The sequence below is a fragment of the Halomonas sp. Ps84H-12 genome (assembly GCF_024124725.1).
Lineage (GTDB): Bacteria > Pseudomonadota > Gammaproteobacteria > Pseudomonadales > Halomonadaceae > Vreelandella > Vreelandella aquamarina.
In genome coordinates, this window is record NZ_JAMXSJ010000043.1 from 1 (window position 1) to 20,403 (window position 20,403).

A 20,403-nucleotide genomic window follows, 5' to 3' on the forward strand; every position below is an offset into this window, starting at 1 on the left:
ACTGCGGCTCCAGAGCGACGACCCTGGCGATGGTCTTCAAGCTGCTTCAGAGCGCCCAGAAGCGCTGGAAGCGGATCAAGGGGTTCAACAAGCTGGAGCTGGTCGTGAACAACGTCCAGTTCAAGGATGGCGAACCCTTGACCGATCAGTCAGACAGGACTGCCGCCTGACCGGCCATACACAGAATTTGACAATAACTCGCTGGGCATCCAGAACAGTGAAGCGCAAACCTATCAATTGGCACTTTTTAACGTGCTTCTGAAACAGAATCTGACAGGCTTAGAAACTCACCTTAAAGCGCTCTATGCCGGCTTACCCCACGACTGGTACCGAAACAACCCTATCGCCCAATATGAAGGCCACTACGCAAGCGTTTTTTACAGCCACTTTGCAGCGCTGGGTGTCGATGTGACGGTGGAAGATGCTAGCCACCACGGCAAAGTTGATATGAGCGTCGACTTTAACGGCCATATCTACCTGTTTGAATTCAAAGTGGTTGAACAGCTACCCGAAGGTAAAGCGCTAGAGCAGATCAAAGCCAAAGGCTACGCCGACAAACACCGCGCCAGCGGCAAGCCGATCCATTTGGTGGGCGTTGAGTTTTCAAGCGTTAAGCGGCAGATAGTCGCGTTTGACGTAGAGACGCTTTAAGTTAGATTTAGCCAGCAATGAAATAGTGGTAAAACATGCGTATTGAGACAGGAGTAGGCATGGCCAACAACCAGCACGACACCGGCTACAAGGAGCTATTCAGCTATCCTGAGTTCGTTCAGCAGTTGATGGAAGGGTTTGCACCTCCAGAAATCGCCCAACTGATGAATTTCTCTACGCTCAAAAATCACAGCGGCAATTACATCACGCCCCTGTTCGAGGAGAAATTTGAAGACGTGGTGTGGTCGGTGGAGATCACCTGGGAGGGTATCACCCAAGAAGTGTATCTCTACATCCTATTGGAGTTTCAATCGACTGTTGATCGCACTATGCCGATCCGGTTGATGCACTACGTGGCCTGCTTTTACGACCACCTGCTCAAAAATGGCACCACCACCCCGAGCAAAGGGCTACCACCCATTCTGCCTATTGTGCTGTACAACGGCTCTGAGCGTTGGACGGCACGCCAAGATATCTACGACATGGTGTACCCGGAACCACCAGCTTTTCTTCAAGTCTATCAACCACACCTACGGTATTACCTTGTGGATGAAGGGCGCTATACTGATGAAGAGCTGGGGTTACGCCCAACACCGCTGAGCGGCGTGTTCAGTATTGAAAAGGCGTCTGCTGATAGGAAAGGGCTGCAGCAAGCCGTTGATCGCATTGTTGCCATCATACAAGCCTCTCCTGATAAAGAGCGGATCGATAACATTATCACCCGCTGGCTCAAACGATATCTTCAGCGGCTAGGAGCCAAGGCAAACCTAGACCAGCTCACAAGCTTGATGGAGGACAAAGACATGTTGGCAGAAAATCTTGAAAACTGGGCGCAGCAAGAACGGCAAGCGGGAATTGAAAAAGGCACAAAGCTAGGCATCGAAAAAACTGCGCGCAACTTGCTGAAGCTTGGAGTGCTGAGTAACGAGCAGATTGCCGAGGTAACAGGGTTGGATCTAGAAGACATTGCCAAGCTGCAAACAGAGCTACAACATTAACGGTCTTAACGAATCAGGCCAGCTCCCAGGCTTGCGAAAATAAAGAGATGTTGGCTGAAAACATTAAAAACTGGATGCAGGAAGAGCGACAAGCGGGTCGTCAAGAAGGCCTGCAAGAGGCGGAGCACCGCGCGCTAGAAAGTAAACGCAATGCCGCCCGCTAACTCATTGCACTCACCGAAATGAGCGACCAGCTCATCGCCGATATTGAAGAACTGCCTGTAGAAGAGGTTGAAAAGCTACGCGCCGACATTAAGCACTAACCCATACTGCCAAAGCTCGCTTTCCAGGCAACACTCTAGATCCATGTGACGGGCTCAAGCGTTCTACGATATCTTCAGCGGCTAGGAGCCAAGGCAAACCTAGACCAGCTCACAAGCTTGATGGAGGACAAAGACATGTTGGCAGAAAATCTTGAAAACTGGGCGCAGCAAGAACGGCAAGCGGGAATTGAAAAAGGCACAAAGCTAGGCATCGAACAGGGCACAAAGCTGGGCATCGAAAAAACTGCGCGCAACCTACTGAAGCTTGGGGTGCTGAGTAACGATCAGATTGCCGAGGCAACCGGGTTGGACCTAGAAGACATTGCCAAGCTGCACGCAGAGATACAGCGCTAAACCCTAGCCTGCCCTTGAATCACCGCATTAAAGCCTGCCGGGGTAATCGGCTGCTGTTCGGCATCGACCACCGTGCCCCCTAAGCGCGCCAGCTTTTTAGAGAGCGATACTAACTTCGCTAGCTGGAGCTTGCTAGGCGTTAGCGTGCGGCTGTTTTTAACAATTTTAATGCTCACCCCTTTGACTGGCGGTTGGCTCGCTGGTGATTCGGTTAAGGGGGGAAGCTGACCAGCGCCTACAGCGTTTTCGATGACGATCGGCGTGCGCGAGGAATCCCCTGTCACGGCAAAGGTTTTGCTGCGCTGTTCGTATACCGCACCCAGGGATGACAGCGTTACGCCCAAGCGATCATTCAGCGCAGGTGAGGGCGCTTCAAATAGCACTTGTACCTCCCAAGCGGCGCTCTGTTGATTGAGTAACACCGGTGCTGACTGGGGAGAGAGTGAATTATTGGAAACGACAACTGCACCCTGGGCAACAGGCACGCCCCCCGCCCTTCCACGTACCAGAAATAGATATAGTGCTACACACCCACAAGTAAAACTTAGCCAAAGCGCACCAATCGCCACCACCAATACAAGCGTTTGCGTGTCCATTGCCTTTATCTCATGCTGTTAGCCAAACAAAGCTTTATTTTTATGCATGAAACATTAGCCCAGGACAGAAAATTTGCAAGCTAACTATCTGTTACATTATGTCACTCTTTGTTGAGCATTTGAATCGTATGCTCGCGCTGCTGCTTGATAGCGCTGTCCAAAATATCCAACAGTGCCTGGTAATCTTCTGGCATGGAAGCATCCAGCCCGTGTTGCTCTACCCGCGCTATCGTTGCCTGGGTTTCACGAATCAGCGTTTGTAACGCGAGCGCTACTTGCTCATGCTCCTCGGGCTGCATACTCACTTAATGGCCTTGCTGCAGGCGTTGTACCCGCGCATACAGCTGTTTAGCGTTTTCAACCGCTGTGGCTTCATACGCATCCAGGGTGAGCAGCATATCTTTACGCGGGTCGTTCATCGCTGCTTCCAGCTCGTTACGGTAGCGTTTTAGCAAATGCTCCAGGTTCATACGAATCATGGTGAGTTCCAGCTGGAACTCCGCCTTCAGCTTGGCGTAGCGCTCTTTTTGCTCAGGCGCTGTGCTGCTTGCCTCAACAACGGCGCTGATCGTCAGCTTGATCTGCTTTTCAACCGCATTGAGCTTGGGGACGAGGTCATTGATGACCTCTCGGGCTGAGATGGTGGTCGTCGATATACTCATATCACATCCTAAAAAACCGGCCCTTTTGGGGCCGGTTAGTTGTACTACATTGTTGCAAAAGCAAGCACCTTATCGTAAAGGCGCTTCAGATTAACCCAGCAGAGAAAGAACGTTCTGCGGGATCTGGTTAGCCTGTGCCAGTACGGAAGTGCCGGCCTGCTGCAGGATCTGCGCGCGGGTCATGTTGGCGACTTCTACTGCGTAGTCAGCGTCTTGAATACGCGAGCGGGCAGCAGACAGGTTGGTCTCCGTGGTGCTCAGGTTTTCGATAGACGATTCTAAGCGGTTCTGAACCGCACCGAGGTCAGAGCGAAGAGCGTCAACCGTAGAAAGCGCAGTGTCTAGATCACTAAGCGAAGAACGCTCACTTTCAGTGGCTTCGGCAGTGGTCAATTCACCCTCACCATCAACGTAAATACGCTGACCAGCATTATTGGTCACGTTGCCGTTTTCTTGAACGAAGTAGCTGGTATCTTCAGTGGCATTTGCCGTTAACTGACCTTCAGCATTAACAAAGGCACTTGAACCGTCACTGGTAATACCTGCCGTGAACGACGCGTTGGCTAGATTACCCTGGCTATCAACTGATACCTGAATCGTTTGGCTGTTACCTTGGCCATCAAAGTCTGCTGAGGTGTAAGCGAAAGTACCACCGATATTGTCATCTAACAAATCCATGACTGCATCGGAGCTTAACGTCAGACCTGAGGCTGTCAAAGTACCATTCGCGCCATCGTTGGCAACGGTATAGCTAGCGCCACCTTGAATCGCAATACTGGCACCGTCTTGACCCAACACTGCCCCAGATACATTCTCTGCAGTGGCTGCTACTGCCGAGCCACCAGAGTTGGTTTCTGTTAAGTTGCCGCTACCATCTAAAAACAGCTGCTGGCCGCTTGAAGCAGATGTCATTGATCCATCAGCAGCAATATTAACATCGGTACTAGATCCACCAAGTGTAATCGTCGCAGTAGTAACGCTACCAGACTCTGGCGTTAAAGCATCAATCAGCTGTGATTCCGCAGCGGAACCACTAATACCGGCATTTGTAAACGCCGTATCCTGATTGTACGTGAACGCTCCACGCGCGGCGTCATAGGTGTAAGCCGAATCAAAATTGCTAATAACGGGCGCGGCATCCGTGGTGAGCTCATTAGCACCATTAATAAATACAGGGTCACCACCGATATCAACGGCATCGCCAGCTGCATTTAAGTTGACCGTTACCGCACCACCGTTAGCAGTAAAACTCTCTGTGCCCGTATCATTATTGGCGTCAATAGTGGAAGCAAGCGCGCTTGAGCTTAAGGAAAGCCCAGCAACATCAACCTCGCGGCCGTTACCGGTGATGGTATCGCCAGTCTGCGCCACAGAACCACCACCACCAGTTGCGGCTGCTGTTACTTCAACGCTGCCGCCATAGGCACCAACGTTCTCCGCCAAGTTGGTTAGCGTGGCTGCTGTGTTACCAGCGCTATCCAGTGTCAAACGGCCATTACTGTCAAAGTAAAGTGCCGATTTGGCCCCGTCTGCATCTGTAGATACCAAGTTACCAGTATTATCTACATAGGCAGTGAACGCGCCTTGGCCATTGATATCCACCGATAACTGGGTGAAGTCGCCACCTGTGCTCGTGTCTTGCGCCGCAGTAAGATCAGTGTAAGCAGTTGCAGTACCCGTGAATGTTTGGGCACCAACATTCGCTCCGGTGGTGTAAGTAGCACCATCAATTTGTAAACTTGAACCAGCCACCGCTGCCAGTGCAGAAGATAGGTTGTCCACGGTCAGTGAATCTGGCGTTGCTTGGTCGGTAATCGCCAAGTTACCGGTGGTATCTAGGTAAAGCGATTCACCATTAGATCCGGTAATATTGCCTTGATCGTCAATAAGGACATCAACAGACTCTGTACCAATGGTAACGGTTGCCGACTTAGGATCATTGCCCAACGTCACGTCCATGGCATTACGAAGCGCAGATACAGAAGAATCTGCGCCTTCACCATTAAAGGTGGAACCGTAGGTCCAGTTGCCGCTATCCGCTGTATACGTAACGCCACCTGTAGTTATGGTCTGGCCATCATCGGCCAACGCCAGCGCAGAGGACACGGTTGCCGGCGTATTAGGTACCGTCACGGCACTAACCGTATCGCCATCCTGCAGATTGTTGAACAGGTTAGCAGAGCTTACTTGAGCGTTGGCTTCGGCAATCACGAATTCGTTAGTGTTTCCTACTCGAGTAGCGCCTGCCAATGTCAAGGTGTCTTGTGTAGCAGCTGCATTCGCCACAGCACCTGCGCCTGTGACATTGAAGCCTTCCAAGCCCAGCGTTTTAGCATTAATTTCTTTCAGAGCAACTTCAATCACTTCGCCATCATTGGCGCCCACTTGGATTTTCAAGCCGTTATCAGACTGCAGTACTTTGGTGCCGTTAAAGTCGGTTTCTTCTGAAATACGGTTGATTTCTGACAGGCGCTGATTGATTTCGTTTTGGATAGAGTCCAAGTCGTCTTGACTGTTGGTGCCGTTTTCTGCCTGGACTGCCAACTCACGGATGCGCTGCAGGTTGTCGTTCACTTGGTTCAGTGCGCCTTCAGCGGTTTGTGCCACGGAAATACCGTCGTTGGCATTACGCTGCGCCTGCATGAGACCCGTAATCTGGGAAGTCATACGGTTGGCGATCGCCTGACCCGCTGCATCATCTTTGGCACTGTTGATACGCAGGCCGGAAGACAGACGTTCCATAGAAGTGGTCAGAGCATTCTGCGACTTATTCAAGTTTTGCTGACCGATCATCGAGGTGATGTTGGTATTGATCACGGACATGGTGATACTCCTTGCGTGTGAACTGGCCGTCAGGCCCGCTTTTCGGCCACGTTGTGTGCCGTTGTATAGATTAACGACCTGGTGAAGAGAATCTTTAGGGTGGATAGTAAAAATTTATGTAACTTTTAGTGAGCAGAACCACAGGCAGAGCTAAGCCATTCGGGTGAGGCGCTGTATTTTTGTGCGCGAACGCGTATTGTATCTCCACTTGCATATTCGATAGGAAATACCCATGTCAACCACCTACCTACCTTTGCTACTGGCTGGCATCGCTGTTGTGCTAGGGCTAATAAGCGTTGTGCTGTTTTACAAGGTGGTGATTGCACCAAGTAAGGCTGAGCTTTCCTCCACGCAAGCCTCCACTCCCCTAGCAGAGCAGGCGGATACTCCCAGCTACAAAAGCCAACCTAAAACCTCTAGCAAGCAAAGCAAAAGGCCAACCCAGCAGTGTTTGTTTGTGATGTTTGATGCGCCCAGCCAAGCCATTAACCAAGCGCTGGGGGAGATGCTCACCGAGAAAAACGCCTTTTACGAGGCGGAGCTAGGCGCCTTCCACCTTCCGCCAGGGCCGCAGGGCTACCCGATTATGCTGGCTAGCGCTACCTCGCCCGGTAAACTGCCGCCGCTACATAAAGAGCATAAAGAGAGGGAGCATACGCCGGTGCAGGGGGTGTCGATCTTGATCCGCTTTTTGAACACGCGGAAGGTGTCGCGCAACCCGGAAGATTTAATCACCTTCACCCACGAGGTAGCGGCGCTGGGTGGGAAAATTTTGGATGCTCAGCGTAAGCCCATCACAGAAGAGAGTTTGGCGGCCATGTACCGAGAGGGGGAGTAGTTGTAAGGGGTTAGGTTGCTTTGTTGTTGTGCCCTGCAATCGCATGGGGCATATTAAGAATGGTGCTAAAACCCGTCGCCCGCTGAAGCGGCCTCCCACTTTAGACTGACTCTCTCTATTTAGCTGGCTTCTACTTTTGACTGGCTTCCACTTTTGACTGAGACTCTGTGAGGGCAGCCTTATGAGTGCCCCAAGGGGTTTGTCAGGATAGGACTTGTAGTGAATTCAGTGCTTGGTTTCGGCGCGGAGTTTCGCTACTTCTTCCAAGGGGAGTTCTTCAATCTCGGCAATGAGCTGGTCGCTCATTTCTGTTAAAGCAATCAACTTGCGCGCTGCGTTACGCTTGCCCTCTAATGCCCGCTGTTCGGCTTCCTGACGACCTTCTTGCCGGCCTTCTTGGCGGCCTTCCTGGCGGCCTTTTTCAATACCTAAGCGCTCAATGGTGTTCACGTAAGGCATGTGTTTTTCCTCCTGTATCGCATAAACCGCTTGCGCAAAATCAGGGTCTAGGCGTTTTGGTAACTGGATCATCCAGTCAATAATGTTAAATAGCCGTAAAATTTGTTCGCGGTTGTAGCCACGCTCATATAAAAGCCTAATGAGGGCTACTTTGGTGTCTTTTCGCGTCGCGCTATTTTTCACACGTTTAGCCTGGATCTGAGCCATCACTACCAGCGCAAAAACGTTGTCGCTGGTTTCTAGCTCTGCCCAGCGGCCTTCCCAATCTATTAGTTTAGCCATAGGAAAGGTAAAGGTCAGTTCACACCCCCCAGCGCTCGTAATGAAACGTTGTGGGGCGGAAGCTTTTACGGGTATCTGCCAGTACCGCAAGACTGACCACCTCCATTCCGTAGCGATCCCGCAAGCGATACTGATAGGTAAACATCCGCTCGGAAAATTCAACTTCGGGCTCACCCTGCACTTCAACGTGAATCAGCACCCAGGTCTCGCTACCGTCTTTGGCATAGACTTTGATCAGTTTGTCGGCGTAACGTCGGCCGCTTTCGGCACCAACCGTAATCTGTTGCAATTCTTTATCAAGGAAGCTGTAGCCTTTTGACCAATCAACGTGCTGGTTTATCGTCGGAAACAGCAATTCTAGAAATTCTTTAAAATATGCCTCTAACGCCATTTTCCATGGGCTGTCATGGTCAGCGCGGTGACGGTCATCTTGATCGCTCATGATGGCTCCTCTATTGGTACATACACCTTACCAAAGAGCGTTCTTGAATTGGTGAGAAGTCGTGCACAACAGTATTGTCGGCGGTGCCACCTAAACACAGATTACCTTGTTAGCGTTTGATAGCTGTGCAGATTTTCTACTTATTTCACAAGGTAGGTATTTTATTTCGCCAAGCGGCCTCTTTCTGAGCGGTTCACTTTATCGCCCGTTGAGGCCGCTTTTGGCGTTATTGGCTACCGTGACGTTGGCTACTTTTTACGGCCTAGCTGAGCATCTAGCGCTTCAAACTGCTGGGTTAGGTAGGAGCTCATGCTGTTCATTTGAGCAATCATGCCATCTAGCTGGCTGAACTGGGTGCGGTAGCGGGCAATGGTGCCTTCAATGGATTTTTCCATGCGCTCGAAGCGCTCGCCCAGGCTTTTAATACGGTTTTCTGCGCCACTAATGGCCAGCTTGACCACACCATTGTTGCTGAGCATTTGGTCGATTGTCGTGGACAGCTTGCCAGCCAGGCCGTTCTCTTTTTTATCACCCGCGAAGAAGTCGCTCAGCGCCTGGGGGTTATTGGCTACCAGGTCGGATAGCTTGTCGTCATCCACTGCCAGCTTACCGTCGCGCTGCAGGGTAATGCCTAACTGGTTCAGGGTGCCTAGCTCGCCACCTTCCACGCCACCGGTCAACACGTTGCGTAAGCGGCTTTCAATGGTGCGCACGGTGCTGTCGCCGACCAGCTCGCCTGCGGTTTCGCTGTCGCCGGTAAAGCTGGTGAGTTTGGCAATGGTGCCTTTCAGGTCGTTGAACGCTTTCACGAAGTCGTTGATGGCTTCGCGCTGCTTGAGGGTGTCGCGCTCGACGCTAATGGTACTGGTGGCCGTTTCACCTTCGGCAATACTCAACTCGGCCAGGTTGAGCGTAACCCCTTGAATAGCGCCTTCGATCTGGTTTTTGGCACTGCTGATGGCAATGCCATTGACCGTGAGCGCGGCATTTTCGCCAGAACGCTTGGTGGCGGCATCTTCACTAAACGGCCCTGCTACTGTTGCCGCGGGGGCCTGGCTGGTATCTACAAAGCTGAAGCCTTCAATCGAAGCATCCGCACCTGTAGCCTTGGAGCTGAGCGCCAGGCGGTAGCCTTCCCCATCGTTGATGATGGTGGCGTTAACACCGGCATCCTTGTGGGCGTTAATGGCGTTACGAATGGCTTCCAGGCTGCTGTTGGGGGCAATGGCAATATCGACCGAATCCGCGCCGCCAAAATTGAGCCGTATGGCCGTGGCCCCTTGCAGGTCTAGCGCGGCGTTTTTTTCACCCGTGATGCGGTTAGATGCCAAGGTGCCAGAGGTGGCCAACTGCGACACCTCTACCCGGTAGCTGCCGGGCAGCGCGCTGGCGGTGGTGGTGGCTTTAATGGCATCGCCCCGCACGTTGGCGGAAAGGCTTTGGTAGAGCTTAGGGTCGTTGAGTTTCGCTACAGCATCTTGAAAGCTGTTTAGCGATGTTTGCAGCTGGCCGTAGGCAGAAATCTTATCCTGCTGTTGCTCTTTTTGGCGGGTAATCGGCGCGAGTTTGCCCCGCTCCGCTTCTTGAAGCTGATCCAACAAGCCGGTGAGATCCAGGCCAGAGCCGACGCCTAGAGAGGTTATTGTCGCCATGCAGATGTTCCTCGATGCAAAAGGCTAAACCCACAGTCATTGATACAGTGCGCCAACAGTGGCGTTTCGACTGGATTTAATAGCATTCTTATCGACGGAACAACGGCTAACTTTAGGTCTTTTTTATCACCTAACTCCGAATACCCCATTACCCCAATAAAAACGCCTGCTTAGCGCAGGCGCTTTGGAGATAGCTAAACAAAGTTGGTATTATTTTCGGCCTAGCTGTGCACCTAACGCATCAAACTGCTGGGTGAGGTAGCTGCTGGTTTGGTTCATTTGGGCAATCATGCTATCCAACTGGCCAAACTGAGTGCGGTAGCGAGAAATGGTCTGCTCGATGGATTGCTCCATGCGCGTGTAACGCTCGCCCAGCGACTCAACGCGGTTTTCAGCACCAGAAATCGCGCCGGATACCGTACCATTAGTGCCTAGCAACTGCTCGATGGTTTGGTTCACTTGGCCTGCCATGCCTTCGTTATCGGCAGCACCTGCAAAAAAGGCAGAGAGCGCATCCTGATTATTGGCAATGGCATCATCTAGCTTGCCGCTATCAACTTCGAGCGTGCCATCGCGCTGTAGTGAAATGCCGATATCCGTCAGCATGGAGAACTGGCCTTCGATACCTCCACCCAACACGCTGCGTAAACGAGACTCCACCGTGCGTACCGCACTGTCACCCAGCAGCTCACCGGCGGCACCGGTTTCCGCATTAAAGCTGGTGAGTTCGCCAATGGTGCCTTTTAGGTCGTTGTAGGCATCTACAAAGCCAGTAATCGCTTCGCGCACTGCTAGGGTGTTTTGCTCTACTGAAACGGTGCTATCTCCCTCTTCCTGAAGGTTCAGTGTGACTCCTTGAATGGCACCTTCTACTTGGTTGGTAGGGCTAGTGATGGCCACACCGTTAACATTCAATTTCGCATCTTGGCCTGCTTGCGTAAACTCTGATTCCAACTGCCCGCCAAATTCCGCCCCTAGCGTTATGCCTGAAATAGACGCGTCTTCACCGGTTTGCGTGGAATTGAGCGCTAGCCGGTAATTTTCACCATCAAAGATAATAGAGGCAGAGACACCACTATCTTCTTTCGCGTTAATGGCATCGCGTACTTCTTCAAGCGTGCTGTTGGCAGCAATGTCTACCTCAACGTCAGCTTGCTCAGCGCCTGCAAAATTGAGGGTCAGCGTGGTCGCTTCTGTGGTCAGGGCAGTAGTTGAATCCGGCACGCCTGCGGTTGCCAGGGTGCCCGATGTGGCTAACTGAGTGACGGATACGTTATAGCTACCGGGCTGCGCTTCGCCATCTGCCGTGGCAGTGAATGCTTCACCGCTAACGTTGGTCGAGAGGCTCTCATACAGTGTGCTGTCGTTGAGAGCATCCGCTGCGTCCTGAAAGGCAGAAAGGGCCGTTTGTAGCTGCCCATAGGCAGAGATTTTGGTTTGCTGGGTTTCCAGTTGCTGCTCGATGGGCGCAAGTTTGCCACGCTCAGCTTCTTGCAACTGATCTAGCAAGCCGTTGAGGTCCAGCCCTGAACCGATACCAAGTGATGAAATGGAAGCCATGCGTACCGTCCCTTTTTCGCGTTGTGCGGCCGTCTTACCGATTTTGCGGCAGCCATTATTCAAGTTAGCTAATTAGTTATTTATTCGGCATTGAGCCTATTAACTTTAACAAATTTATTAGCCTTGGGCTTACTCATTTACCAGAAACAGCAAACCAAAGCTATAAACTTCTGTTTATTAAGACTTTCTACCGACACCCACATAGCAAACACCCGCCTCACTCAACGCGCTGGGCGCGTATAAATTACGCCCATCTACCACTAATTTATTGTTTAGCTGGCTGGCTAACCAAGTGAAGTCAACGGTGCGAAACTCTTTCCACTCTGTACAGATGACCAGTGCATCTGCACCTTTTACTGCCTGTATGCGATCGCCTGCGAGCATCAGGTCGTCACGCTCGCCATAAAGCCTTCGGCACTCTCCCATCGCTTCCGGGTCGAACGCTTGCACCTTTGCGCCTGCTGCCCACAGGGCTTCCATCAGTGCTCGGCTGGGCGCTTCGCGCATATCATCGGTGCCGGGCTTAAATGCTAGCCCCCAAATAGCAATCACTTTCCCCTCTAAGTTACCGAGGCTCTCTTGCAGTTTTGTGTAAAGCGTTTGTTTTTGGCGCTGATTAACGGCTTCTACGGCTTTTAATAATTCCGGCGTGTAACCTAATTGCAAAGCGGCTTGCTCAAGGGCGTGTACGTCTTTGGGGAAACAGGAGCCGCCATAACCACAACCAGGGTAAATAAAATGGTAGCCAATACGCGGGTCACTTCCGATACCCCGGCGCACATCTTCAATATCAACCTCTAAGCGCTCCGCTAAATTCGCCATCTCGTTCATGAAGCTAATTTTGGTCGCCAACATGGCGTTGGCGGCATATTTCGTCAGCTCTGCCGCTCGCACGCTCATAAACATGAGCTTGTCGTGGTTGCGGTTATAGGGCGCGTAGCAGGCTTTCATACGCTCTTTTACCCGCTCGCTCTCGGTGCCTACGATAATGCGAGCGCCGCGGGTGAAGTCATCAATGGCAGCGCCTTCTTTCATAAACTCAGGGTTGGAGCACACATCAAAAGGGTGTTCAACCTTACGCTGCTGTAGCACGCGGCTGATGGTGTCGCTCACACGCTCGGCCGTGCCTACCGGCACCGTCGATTTATCCACCACCAGCTTATAGCCCTGCATGTGCTGGCCGATACTTTCCGCGACGCTTAATACGTACTGCAGATCAGCGCTGCCATCTTCGTCTGGCGGGGTGCCCACCGCGATAAACAGCGTGTCGCTTTCGGTTACCGCCTGCGCGGTATCTGTGGTAAATCGCAAACGCCCAGCGGCAACGTTATGCGCTACCAGCTGGCTCAGGCCTGGCTCGAAAATAGGGATCTCACCACGGCTAAGCTGTGCGATGCGGTTAGCATCAATATCCATGCAGATGACCTGATGACCCACATCCGCCAAACACGCACCTGCCACGAGCCCTACATATCCGGTACCAAAAACGCTAATTTGCATAATCAACCAGCTCTAAAAAGGAGTGCCGCAAGCCTACCACACCTTTTTTGCAATTCAGATGACACGCAAAACTCAGCCCAATACATAGACCTTGGTCTAACACTCCTACTGCTTTATAATGCACTGCAGCACACCCATTTTGCTGCGATTGCAGGAGCAACCTACCATGCCCGCTGAAGCATTATCCCCCGCGACCACTGCTTCCTTCCACGTACAGCGCAGCTTGCGCCACTGCCTTTCTAGCGTAGCGGAACTGCTTTATGAGAGCGGCCATGTGCTTGAAACCATCACCCTGATACAGCGTGGTTTATCGCACCAGGAGTTGATCTCTCTGAGCCATCAGCACCCCCGTTGGGCGCTTTGCCAGCAAGTGTTGGAAGAGAGTGATGCCGCCACTTTTAATGACTATGGCCGTTTTGTGTTAACAGCCATGGGCCGCGAGCTGATGTTTGATATGTTTGGGCAGGGAGCCGCAGACTGCGCCTAACGCGTTAGCCAAGCGCCCGCTAGACAGGAGCGGGCGCTTGGCAGCACAGGCCAGGGGGATAGAGTGAGTGGTACAGCAGCGTAGCGCTTAGCGTAGGCCCAGCATGGAAAGAATAAACAGCACTACCACGATCAAACCCACGATATAGATAATATTACGCATAATGGCACTCCTTGCTTGTTTTGCTTGTTGCGTTTTCGAGAAATCAAATGGCTGCTCACCCTTGAGCTGACCCTTCCAGCCTAGCAGGCTTTGTTTTGTTTTGCGTAATCAGCCCCCCCTATCGCGGCTTGCCTTATCAATCAGCGCGAAAAACCTAGTAAAGCATTAGATGAGACTCATCACTACTACCGTGAAGGTCACGCCGGTAAGCAAGAATCCCAACGCCAGCATCAGGCCATCTCTGGCCACCAGCCCCAGCCCAAACAGCGTGAGTGCCAATCCAGCGCCATTGGCACTGAAAGGGATGAACTCCATCGGCGGCATCGCTAACGCCACCAGCAGGCAAGCGAAGGCCGTCACCCGAATACCGATGTAGCCGGTCATCCAAGCCAAGCGTACGCCCAGCAAGCCATCGACCCATTTGGCGGGCTTTTTCATGTAGTGCAGCGCTTTATCAAACTTCTGCCGTGATAAAGAACGATTCAGCAGCCATTTAGGTAGCCAGAACGTTTCCCGCCCCACCAGCAGCTGCGAAGAGGTCAGCAGCACTAACACCGCCATCAGCGTTGGCATGCCGGGGATATCACCAATAATCGGCGCCAGCGTTATCAAGCCTGCCAATAGAAGCAGCGGGCCAAACGAGCGCCGCCCCACCGCATGCACCACATCATCCACGCTAACCTGCGCGTTTTCCCGCTCCATCCGTTCCATGGTGTGGATCAGTTCGGTTAAATTCGTTGCTTCCCGCGTATCGCTCATGGGCGTCTCGGCGCTCCTTTGCCATTGGATTCTGTTTAACGTCAGTCTGTTTCACGTCGATCTGTTAAGCTCAGGTCTGTTGAACATCGCTGCTTGGTTAATCGCTTGGCCTCTATAGGTTAGCCTCTGGTGCCGCTCGCTACCCATGCTTTACGCTGCTGTTCAAGCACTTTTAACCTTGTCACTCTTTCCGCTTGGCGAGCTGCTCTTTGAGCTGTTTGGGCACTTGCTTGATGATCAGCCGGTCCTGGGCTTCGTCATACTCAATACTGGAACCCAGCAGGTGTGAATCGAAACTGATCGAGACGCCGCCAGAGCGCCCGGTGAAGCGGCGGAACTGGCTGATGGTGCGTTTGTCCGGCGGGATTTCCGGCGAGAGGCCGTAGTCGGCGTTGCGAATATGGTCGTAAAACGCCTTGGGCTGCTTCTCATCCACAAGCCCGGAGAGCTCTTCCAGCGTCATGGGTTCGCCACGGCGCAGCTGTTCGTTGGCGTAATCAACCAGGGTATCGGTCTTTTCACGGCTGGCGTCGTCGTCTAAATCCTCTTTTTCGACGTAGTCGCTAAAGGCTTTCAGCAGCGTGCGGGTTTCGGCGGGGGCATCAATGCCCTCCTCCATGCCCAGCAGCGCCGCGACGCCATCGGCGAGCTTTTTACCGCCCCGGTCTTTTAGAAACGAGACGTACTGCGTGCTTTCCGCACCGCTCTGCCACTGGGTCAGGTTGATGCGGGCCGCCAGGGTGAGTTGGCTCGTGTTCAGTTGGGCGGCAGGCACCGCTTGATGCGCGTCGTTAAAGCCGATACCTTCCCGCTGATGCACGAGCGCCATGAACAGCGTTTCGGTGTCGCCTTGACGTAGATGGGCGATGACCAAGAAACCGCCAACGGAGAGCTGACCTTGCAGCGTTTGGGCCAAACGCTCGGCCATGGCGCTGGCCAACTGAGCAAAGGTTTGCTCGTCGGCTTGATACGCCGTAAGCCACACCACCAGCGGCCCGGCCTGCTCGCCCTGCTCGGCAAAGCGCCCCCAGCCCTTCGCTTTGGTGTTGTAGGTGTCGTTTAGCGCATTCACTAGGCTGGCCATCACCGTGTCGTCACTGGCAGCGGCGGCCTCGGCAGGCGGGGCCGTCACACTTAAGCGCTCGCCGTCGAGGGATGGCTCAAGGCGGTAGACAGTACTTTGCAGTAGCGGCATAAACAGGCATTACCTTTGTAAAAACGTCGAAGAGGTCACTTCAGCATCAGGGCTTTAAGCGGTAACCGGTGCGGAAAATCCAGGCAATGGTGGCAAGGCTTGCCGCCAGAAACAGCAAAATCATCGCTACGCTAGCGCCCAAGCTAACATCGCTAATGCCGTAGAAGCTCCAGCGGAAACCGCTGACGAGGTACACCACCGGATTCGCCAGGGTCACACTCTGCCAAAACGGCGGGAGCATATCGATGGAGTAGAAGCTGCCGCCCAGGAACGTGAGCGGGGTAATCACCAGCAGCGGCACGAGCTGCAGCTTGTCGAAGCCATCCGCCCAGATGCCGATGATAAAACCCAGCAGGCTAAAAGTGACGGCGGTCAGCACCAGAAACGTCAGCATCCAGAACGGATGGGCGATCTCAAGCGGCACAAAGAAGCTGGACGTGCCGAGAATGATCAGCCCCAGCAGTATCGATTTCGAGGCCGCCGCCCCTACGTAGCCCACGACGATCTCTAGATAGGAGATCGGTGCCGACAAAATCTCATAGATGCTGCCGGAGAATTTGGGAAAAAAGATGCCAAACGAGGCGTTCGAGACGCTCTGGGTCAGCAGCATCAGCATAATCAAACCAGGGACGATAAACGCGCCGTAGCTCACCCCGCCAATTTCCGTGATCCGCGAGCCAATCGCCGCGCCAAACACCACAAAGTAGAGCGAGGTAGAGATCACCGGTGAGACAACGCTCTGTAGCAGCGTGCGGCGAGTGCGGGCCATTTCCGCCATGTAAATCGCACGAACGGGATAGAGATTCATGAGCGCTCCTTCACCAGGTCCACGAAGATATCTTCCAGCGAGCTCTGCCGGGTGTGTAGATCTTTAAAGCTGATGCCCGCCTGCTCTAGCTGCGTTAACAGGGTAGAGATCCCTCGCCCATCCTCTTCCTGGCGGCCATCGTAGGTATAGACCAGCTCATAGCCACCGGCGGCCAAGCTGAGCGCTTCCTGCGCCAGTGCGGGCGGCAACTCCGCTAGCGGGCTGTGTAGCTGCAGGGTGAGCTGCTTGCTGCCCAGCTTTTTCATGAGCGCGGCTTTCTCTTCCACCAGCACGATCTCGCCGCGATTGATGACGCCTATGCGGTCGGCCATCTCTTCGGCTTCTTCAATGTAGTGGGTGGTGAGAATGATCGTCACCCCATCGTCCCGCAGCCCGCGTACCACGTTCCACATATCCCGCCGCAGCTCGACGTCCACCCCGGCGGTCGGCTCATCCAAAAACAGAATGCGTGGCTCGTGGGAGAGCGCCTTGGCAATCAGCACCCGCCGCTTCATACCGCCGGAGAGGGTCATCAGGCGATTGTGGCGTTTATCCCACAGCGAGAGCGACTTGAGCACTTTTTCGATATGGGCGGGGTTGGGGGATTTACCAAACAGGCCACGGCTGAAACTCACCGTGTTCCAGACCGTTTCAAACGCTTCATTGGTGAGTTCTTGCGGCACAAGGCCAATCCGCTCGCGGGCTTGGCGGTAATCGCGCACGCTGTCGAAGCCATCGACAATGACATGACCTTCGCTGGGATTGACCAAGCCACATACCAAGCTGATCAAGGTAGTTTTACCCGCCCCGTTCGGGCCGAGCAGAGCAAAAATTTCGCCGCGCTGGATGGTTAAATCCACACGAGTGAGCGCCTGAAAGCCACCTTCGTAGGTTTTATTCAGGCCATCGATGGTAATGATGGGGTCGTTCAAGGCGTACTGCTCCTTAAAGCTTGGCCATCATTGGCCAAAAAGGATTTATCCGCACCCGGTTGACATGCCGTGCTGGCAAACAACTCGGGCCTCTTGACGCTCAGTTGCGCCGGAGAAACGTCCCAACAATATTCGCTTGACCTCGCCGTGCGGCATGTACCGCGTAATGTCGGGGTCATCAAGCCTTGCCAGGACATTCCGCGCAGCATTGGCCAGCCCCCCCCCCTTGGCCCAGTGGCTCATGCGGCGGTTGTAATCCCGCCACTGTACCTTGCCCGCGATGGGCTGAGTCAGGTCTTCCGAAGCGAGAAGCGCCGCCTCGTCCATGATGGTATGAGCCGCCTGATAGGCGATGGTGCGAAGGTGCTGCTGGGTGCGCTGGCGGCGAGCCACTTGCTTCTTCTTACCCAGATTATTGGCGCGGATGCGTTCGGCCTTGGCGATCCGTCCTGCCGCCCGATGCTTCTTTTCCAGGGCGTGCAGGCGATTGCGCGCCTTGCCAGTGGCGGATACCTGATGGCTGTACGCAGTGAGCACTTGACCGAACGACTCGCCATGATGCTGGCCTTGCGAGTCAGTGAAGGCCTCCGTGTAGCCCTTATCGACACCCATTACCTTGTCCCCATGAGGCCGCCCTGGCGGTTTCTCGTAGGCATAATGGATCTCGACCTTTCCCTCCCGAACGATGACGCGCAGATTCTTCTTTTCCAGGCTGACGTTCTTGCCTGACGTCGTGGTGTATAGCGTGATGCTGCCGCCCACCTTTTTGGACAGATGCAATGTAATAACCAGTTGGCCGTCGATGATTCGCTCACTGTGCTTGTCGGAACGGACGACGAACTGGTTACTACACTGGCTTTTGCCATGCCTGAAATGTTTGCGCATCATGCGATGCAGATAGGTATCTTCTAGCCATTTGTCCTGTTTCAGCAGCGTGTAGAGGCGTTTGCGTTCGGTTTCGTCCGTGGTGCGTGCGGCCACGGCCCGGCGCACCTTGTGCTTGGCAGCCGCCTTGTAGGTCAGGATGTCGTTGATCACATCCTTAGTGGATTCGGCGCGAACCGTGCCATCCAGTGGCAAGTCTGTATGCCAGCCACCCTGGGTTATTTCCTTGCGAACGGCGCTGGCGCTCTTGCCAACGGTACCAAGGGCACCGTACCGGCGCCAAAGGTCGGCCCGAATGAACCCCATCGTCCGGCACATCGCCAGCAAACGCGAAAGATCCGGACTCGTTGCATGAAGAATGCGTGTGACGGTGGTCATAACACTTCCTCTCTCGGCTCCCTGGCCGCGGGATAGTCTCCTTACATCGCGGGACAGCGCAGAACCAGCGCAGCGCGATGTCAATGGCACCGCGACATGGCTGCCGCGATGCATGACGGCCTTTAAAAGGTATTAAGTGCGGCTGGTGATTTCGAGCAAGTGATAGCCAAACTGAGTCTGTACCGGCCCGTGAACCTTGTTGAGCTCACCGCTGAAGACGACTTTGTCGAATTCCGGCACCATTTGACCGGGGCCAAAGCTGCCCAGGTCACCGCCTTGGCGGCCAGAAGGGCAGCTGGAGTGCTGCTTGGCTACATCCGCGAAATCGCGGCCGTTTTCGATCTCTTGTTTCAGTGCGTTGCACTGCTCTTCACTGCTTACCAAAATATGACGGGCGCTGGCGCGAGCCATAACGAACTCCTTAATCAAAAACCCAATACGGTAGGCCAGTTTATCACGCTCGCTGCTAGTCGTGTCCCAAGGCACCGCTATAACGCAGCGCTTCGCCCACACTCGCCAGGGCACGCTCATGGGCCTGCACCGAGAGCGGCCCACGAGCACAGGCCACGATGACCCAGGGGCCATTGGCGGTGCCACCCGCTTGAGAGGCACGCGACGCAATACCGGCATCGCAGCTTCGCCGGTGCTGCGTGCCTGTTTTGTGCGCAAAGGTGAATTCGTTGCCCAGGCCTTGTTTCAAGCGCCGCTCGCCAGATTTAGTTCGCTGCATGATCGCCAGCAGCGTTTGGCGCTGTTCGTCATTCACATCCTCCATACCACCGTGATGCAGGCTGGCCAGTAGGTCGCCGTAGGCACGCAGCGTACCCACGTTTTCACCGGTGGCTTCGTAGGCATCGAAGGCGTGGTCGTAGTCGGTTTGACCGAAGCTTTCTTCGCTCACGCCCAGCACACGGGCCAACGCAGCGGAGCGCTGGTTCACACCGTGTTGACGCAGGGCGATAAAATCCAACCCACTCAGCTGGCGAGCCCCGGGGTGTAACTGGCCATATACCCCTTGGCGCACTTCCACCAGCTTGCTGATGGGGCCAAGGTGCCCCGGCTGGCCGTTACTGGCGGCGACCATGCGGCGGGCGCGGGCGTTCACGGCATCCAAGCCAACACGGTCAATCAGCATATCCGTGGCGGTGTTGTCGCTGACGGTAAGCATCTGCTCGAGCAAATAACGAATCGAGATCGGTGTACCGGGATCGTGCCAGTTGATCGGCCCTGCGCCATCGACAAAGTCGCTACGTGCCAGGATCAGGCGTTCATCCAAGGAGAGCGTGCCCGCCTGACGCTCGGCCAGCACCTGAGACGCCACGGGCACTTTAATCAGCGAGGCCAAATACCAGGGGTCGTCTGCCTGCCAGGAGTACGCCTCGCCTGTTGCAAGGTTCTGAACATAAACACCTAGCGCGCCGCCAAACACCTCTTCAATGGCGATTATTCGCGCATCTACATCGCCTTGCCAAGGGCTCTGTTTATCGACCTCGTAATACCAGTTCGTACTTGCCAATACCGCCGCGCTGGCTGGCAATAAAGCGCACAGCAGCACTGCGGCTAGCCAGCGTTGAAAATGTCGCAACCTTACCTCCTGGTATGGATTGACCCGTCAAGGGGTCGGTTGGCTTTACTACATGTGATTGTCCTCAATGCCTACGGCTCAGGAAGCGAGGGGCTATCAGCGACGGTGGATCTCTCTGGTATTCGTGGGTTG

21 protein-coding genes and 1 pseudogene are annotated in these 20,403 nt (G+C 54.0%); 6 read left to right on the forward strand and 16 right to left on the reverse strand.

Annotation, left to right across the window (positions count from 1 at the left end; genetic code table 11):
- From NH344_RS16085 to NH344_RS16100, 4 genes and pseudogenes are all read left to right on the forward strand, one after another.
- Window positions 1–170, forward strand: a pseudogene (locus tag NH344_RS16085) (IS256 family transposase); the annotation flags it as partial.
- An 82-nt stretch (window positions 171–252) separates the two neighbouring features.
- On the forward strand, window positions 253–651 hold the full coding sequence (locus NH344_RS16090) for a PD-(D/E)XK nuclease domain-containing protein (RefSeq protein ID WP_253028140.1): 399 nt from the start codon (window positions 253–255) through the stop codon (window positions 649–651).
- Between the two features lie 59 nt (window positions 652–710).
- On the forward strand, window positions 711–1,649 hold the full coding sequence (locus NH344_RS16095; RefSeq protein WP_253028141.1) for an Rpn family recombination-promoting nuclease/putative transposase: 939 nt from the start codon (window positions 711–713) through the stop codon (window positions 1,647–1,649).
- 398 nt (window positions 1,650–2,047) lie between these two features.
- Window positions 2,048–2,266: a hypothetical protein gene (locus NH344_RS16100; protein WP_253028142.1), complete on the forward strand. Its 219-nt coding sequence runs from the start codon at window positions 2,048–2,050 to the stop codon at window positions 2,264–2,266.
- On the opposite strand, the gene NH344_RS16105 is transcribed toward NH344_RS16100, so the two are convergent.
- From NH344_RS16105 to NH344_RS18395, 4 genes are all read right to left on the reverse strand, one after another.
- A complete protein-coding gene (locus NH344_RS16105; protein WP_253028143.1) occupies window positions 2,263–2,862 on the reverse strand; it encodes a hypothetical protein in 600 nt (199 codons plus the stop codon). The two genes, NH344_RS16100 and NH344_RS16105, sit on opposite strands and share 4 nt — an antisense overlap.
- A gap of 101 nt (window positions 2,863–2,963) precedes the next feature.
- Window positions 2,964–3,161, reverse strand: a complete 198-nt coding sequence (locus NH344_RS16110; protein ID WP_213262648.1) for a hypothetical protein — start codon at window positions 3,159–3,161, stop codon at window positions 2,964–2,966.
- A gap of 6 nt (window positions 3,162–3,167) precedes the next feature.
- A complete protein-coding gene (locus NH344_RS16115; protein ID WP_253028144.1) occupies window positions 3,168–3,524 on the reverse strand; it encodes a hypothetical protein in 357 nt (118 codons plus the stop codon).
- Window positions 3,525–3,614: 90 nt separating this feature from the next.
- Entirely contained in the window at window positions 3,615–6,347 is a 2,733-nt protein-coding gene (locus NH344_RS18395; RefSeq protein ID WP_366073235.1) for a flagellin, read from the reverse strand.
- A 232-nt stretch (window positions 6,348–6,579) separates the two neighbouring features.
- On the opposite strand from NH344_RS18395, the gene NH344_RS16130 reads away from it, so the two are divergent.
- On the forward strand, window positions 6,580–7,185 hold the full coding sequence (locus NH344_RS16130; RefSeq protein WP_253028145.1) for a cell division protein ZipA C-terminal FtsZ-binding domain-containing protein: 606 nt from the start codon (window positions 6,580–6,582) through the stop codon (window positions 7,183–7,185).
- 225 nt (window positions 7,186–7,410) lie between these two features.
- Here NH344_RS16130 and NH344_RS16135 read toward each other — a convergent pair whose 3' ends face one another.
- From NH344_RS16135 to NH344_RS16155, 5 genes are all read right to left on the reverse strand, one after another.
- Complete coding sequence (locus NH344_RS16135; protein ID WP_253028146.1) at window positions 7,411–7,926, reverse strand: hypothetical protein; 516 nt, start codon at window positions 7,924–7,926, stop codon at window positions 7,411–7,413.
- 19 nt (window positions 7,927–7,945) lie between these two features.
- Window positions 7,946–8,368 carry a hypothetical protein gene (locus NH344_RS16140; protein ID WP_253028147.1) on the reverse strand — a complete coding sequence of 141 codons (423 nt, stop codon included), beginning with the start codon at window positions 8,366–8,368 and terminating at the stop codon, window positions 7,946–7,948.
- A 248-nt stretch (window positions 8,369–8,616) separates the two neighbouring features.
- Entirely contained in the window at window positions 8,617–10,020 is a 1,404-nt protein-coding gene (gene fliD / locus NH344_RS16145) for a flagellar filament capping protein FliD (RefSeq protein ID WP_253028148.1), read from the reverse strand.
- 210 nt (window positions 10,021–10,230) lie between these two features.
- Entirely contained in the window at window positions 10,231–11,580 is a 1,350-nt protein-coding gene (fliD, locus tag NH344_RS16150; RefSeq protein ID WP_253028149.1) for a flagellar filament capping protein FliD, read from the reverse strand.
- 177 nt (window positions 11,581–11,757) lie between these two features.
- Complete coding sequence (locus NH344_RS16155; RefSeq protein ID WP_253028150.1) at window positions 11,758–13,080, reverse strand: UDP-glucose/GDP-mannose dehydrogenase family protein; 1,323 nt, start codon at window positions 13,078–13,080, stop codon at window positions 11,758–11,760.
- A 166-nt stretch (window positions 13,081–13,246) separates the two neighbouring features.
- Between NH344_RS16155 and NH344_RS16160 the strand changes: the two genes are divergently transcribed.
- Window positions 13,247–13,567, forward strand: a complete 321-nt coding sequence (locus NH344_RS16160) for a hypothetical protein (RefSeq protein ID WP_054645118.1) — start codon at window positions 13,247–13,249, stop codon at window positions 13,565–13,567.
- Window positions 13,568–13,894: 327 nt separating this feature from the next.
- Here the strand turns inward: NH344_RS16160 and NH344_RS16165 are convergent, their stop codons facing one another.
- From NH344_RS16165 to NH344_RS16195, 7 genes are all read right to left on the reverse strand, one after another.
- Entirely contained in the window at window positions 13,895–14,488 is a 594-nt protein-coding gene (locus tag NH344_RS16165) for an exopolysaccharide biosynthesis protein (RefSeq protein WP_062360868.1), read from the reverse strand.
- Window positions 14,489–14,669: 181 nt separating this feature from the next.
- The gene (locus NH344_RS16170) at window positions 14,670–15,683 is read right to left on the reverse strand and encodes a nucleoid-associated protein (protein WP_253028151.1); all 1,014 of its coding nucleotides are present in this window, start codon (window positions 15,681–15,683) and stop codon (window positions 14,670–14,672) included.
- A gap of 46 nt (window positions 15,684–15,729) precedes the next feature.
- Complete coding sequence (locus tag NH344_RS16175; RefSeq protein WP_054641238.1) at window positions 15,730–16,491, reverse strand: ABC transporter permease; 762 nt, start codon at window positions 16,489–16,491, stop codon at window positions 15,730–15,732.
- Window positions 16,488–17,423: an ABC transporter ATP-binding protein gene (locus NH344_RS16180; RefSeq protein WP_253028152.1), complete on the reverse strand. Its 936-nt coding sequence runs from the start codon at window positions 17,421–17,423 to the stop codon at window positions 16,488–16,490. Before NH344_RS16180 ends, NH344_RS16175 begins: the two co-directional genes overlap by 4 nt.
- Before the next feature lie 45 nt (window positions 17,424–17,468).
- Window positions 17,469–18,686, reverse strand: coding sequence for a hypothetical protein (locus NH344_RS16185; RefSeq protein WP_253028153.1), 1,218 nt, complete (start codon window positions 18,684–18,686; stop codon window positions 17,469–17,471).
- 132 nt (window positions 18,687–18,818) lie between these two features.
- A complete protein-coding gene (locus tag NH344_RS16190; RefSeq protein ID WP_016915098.1) occupies window positions 18,819–19,097 on the reverse strand; it encodes a peptidylprolyl isomerase in 279 nt (92 codons plus the stop codon).
- 55 nt (window positions 19,098–19,152) lie between these two features.
- Window positions 19,153–20,241 (reverse strand): serine hydrolase, encoded by a 1,089-nt coding sequence (locus NH344_RS16195; protein WP_253028155.1) that lies wholly within the window; start codon window positions 20,239–20,241, stop codon window positions 19,153–19,155.
- Window positions 20,242–20,403: the final 162 nt, after the last annotated feature.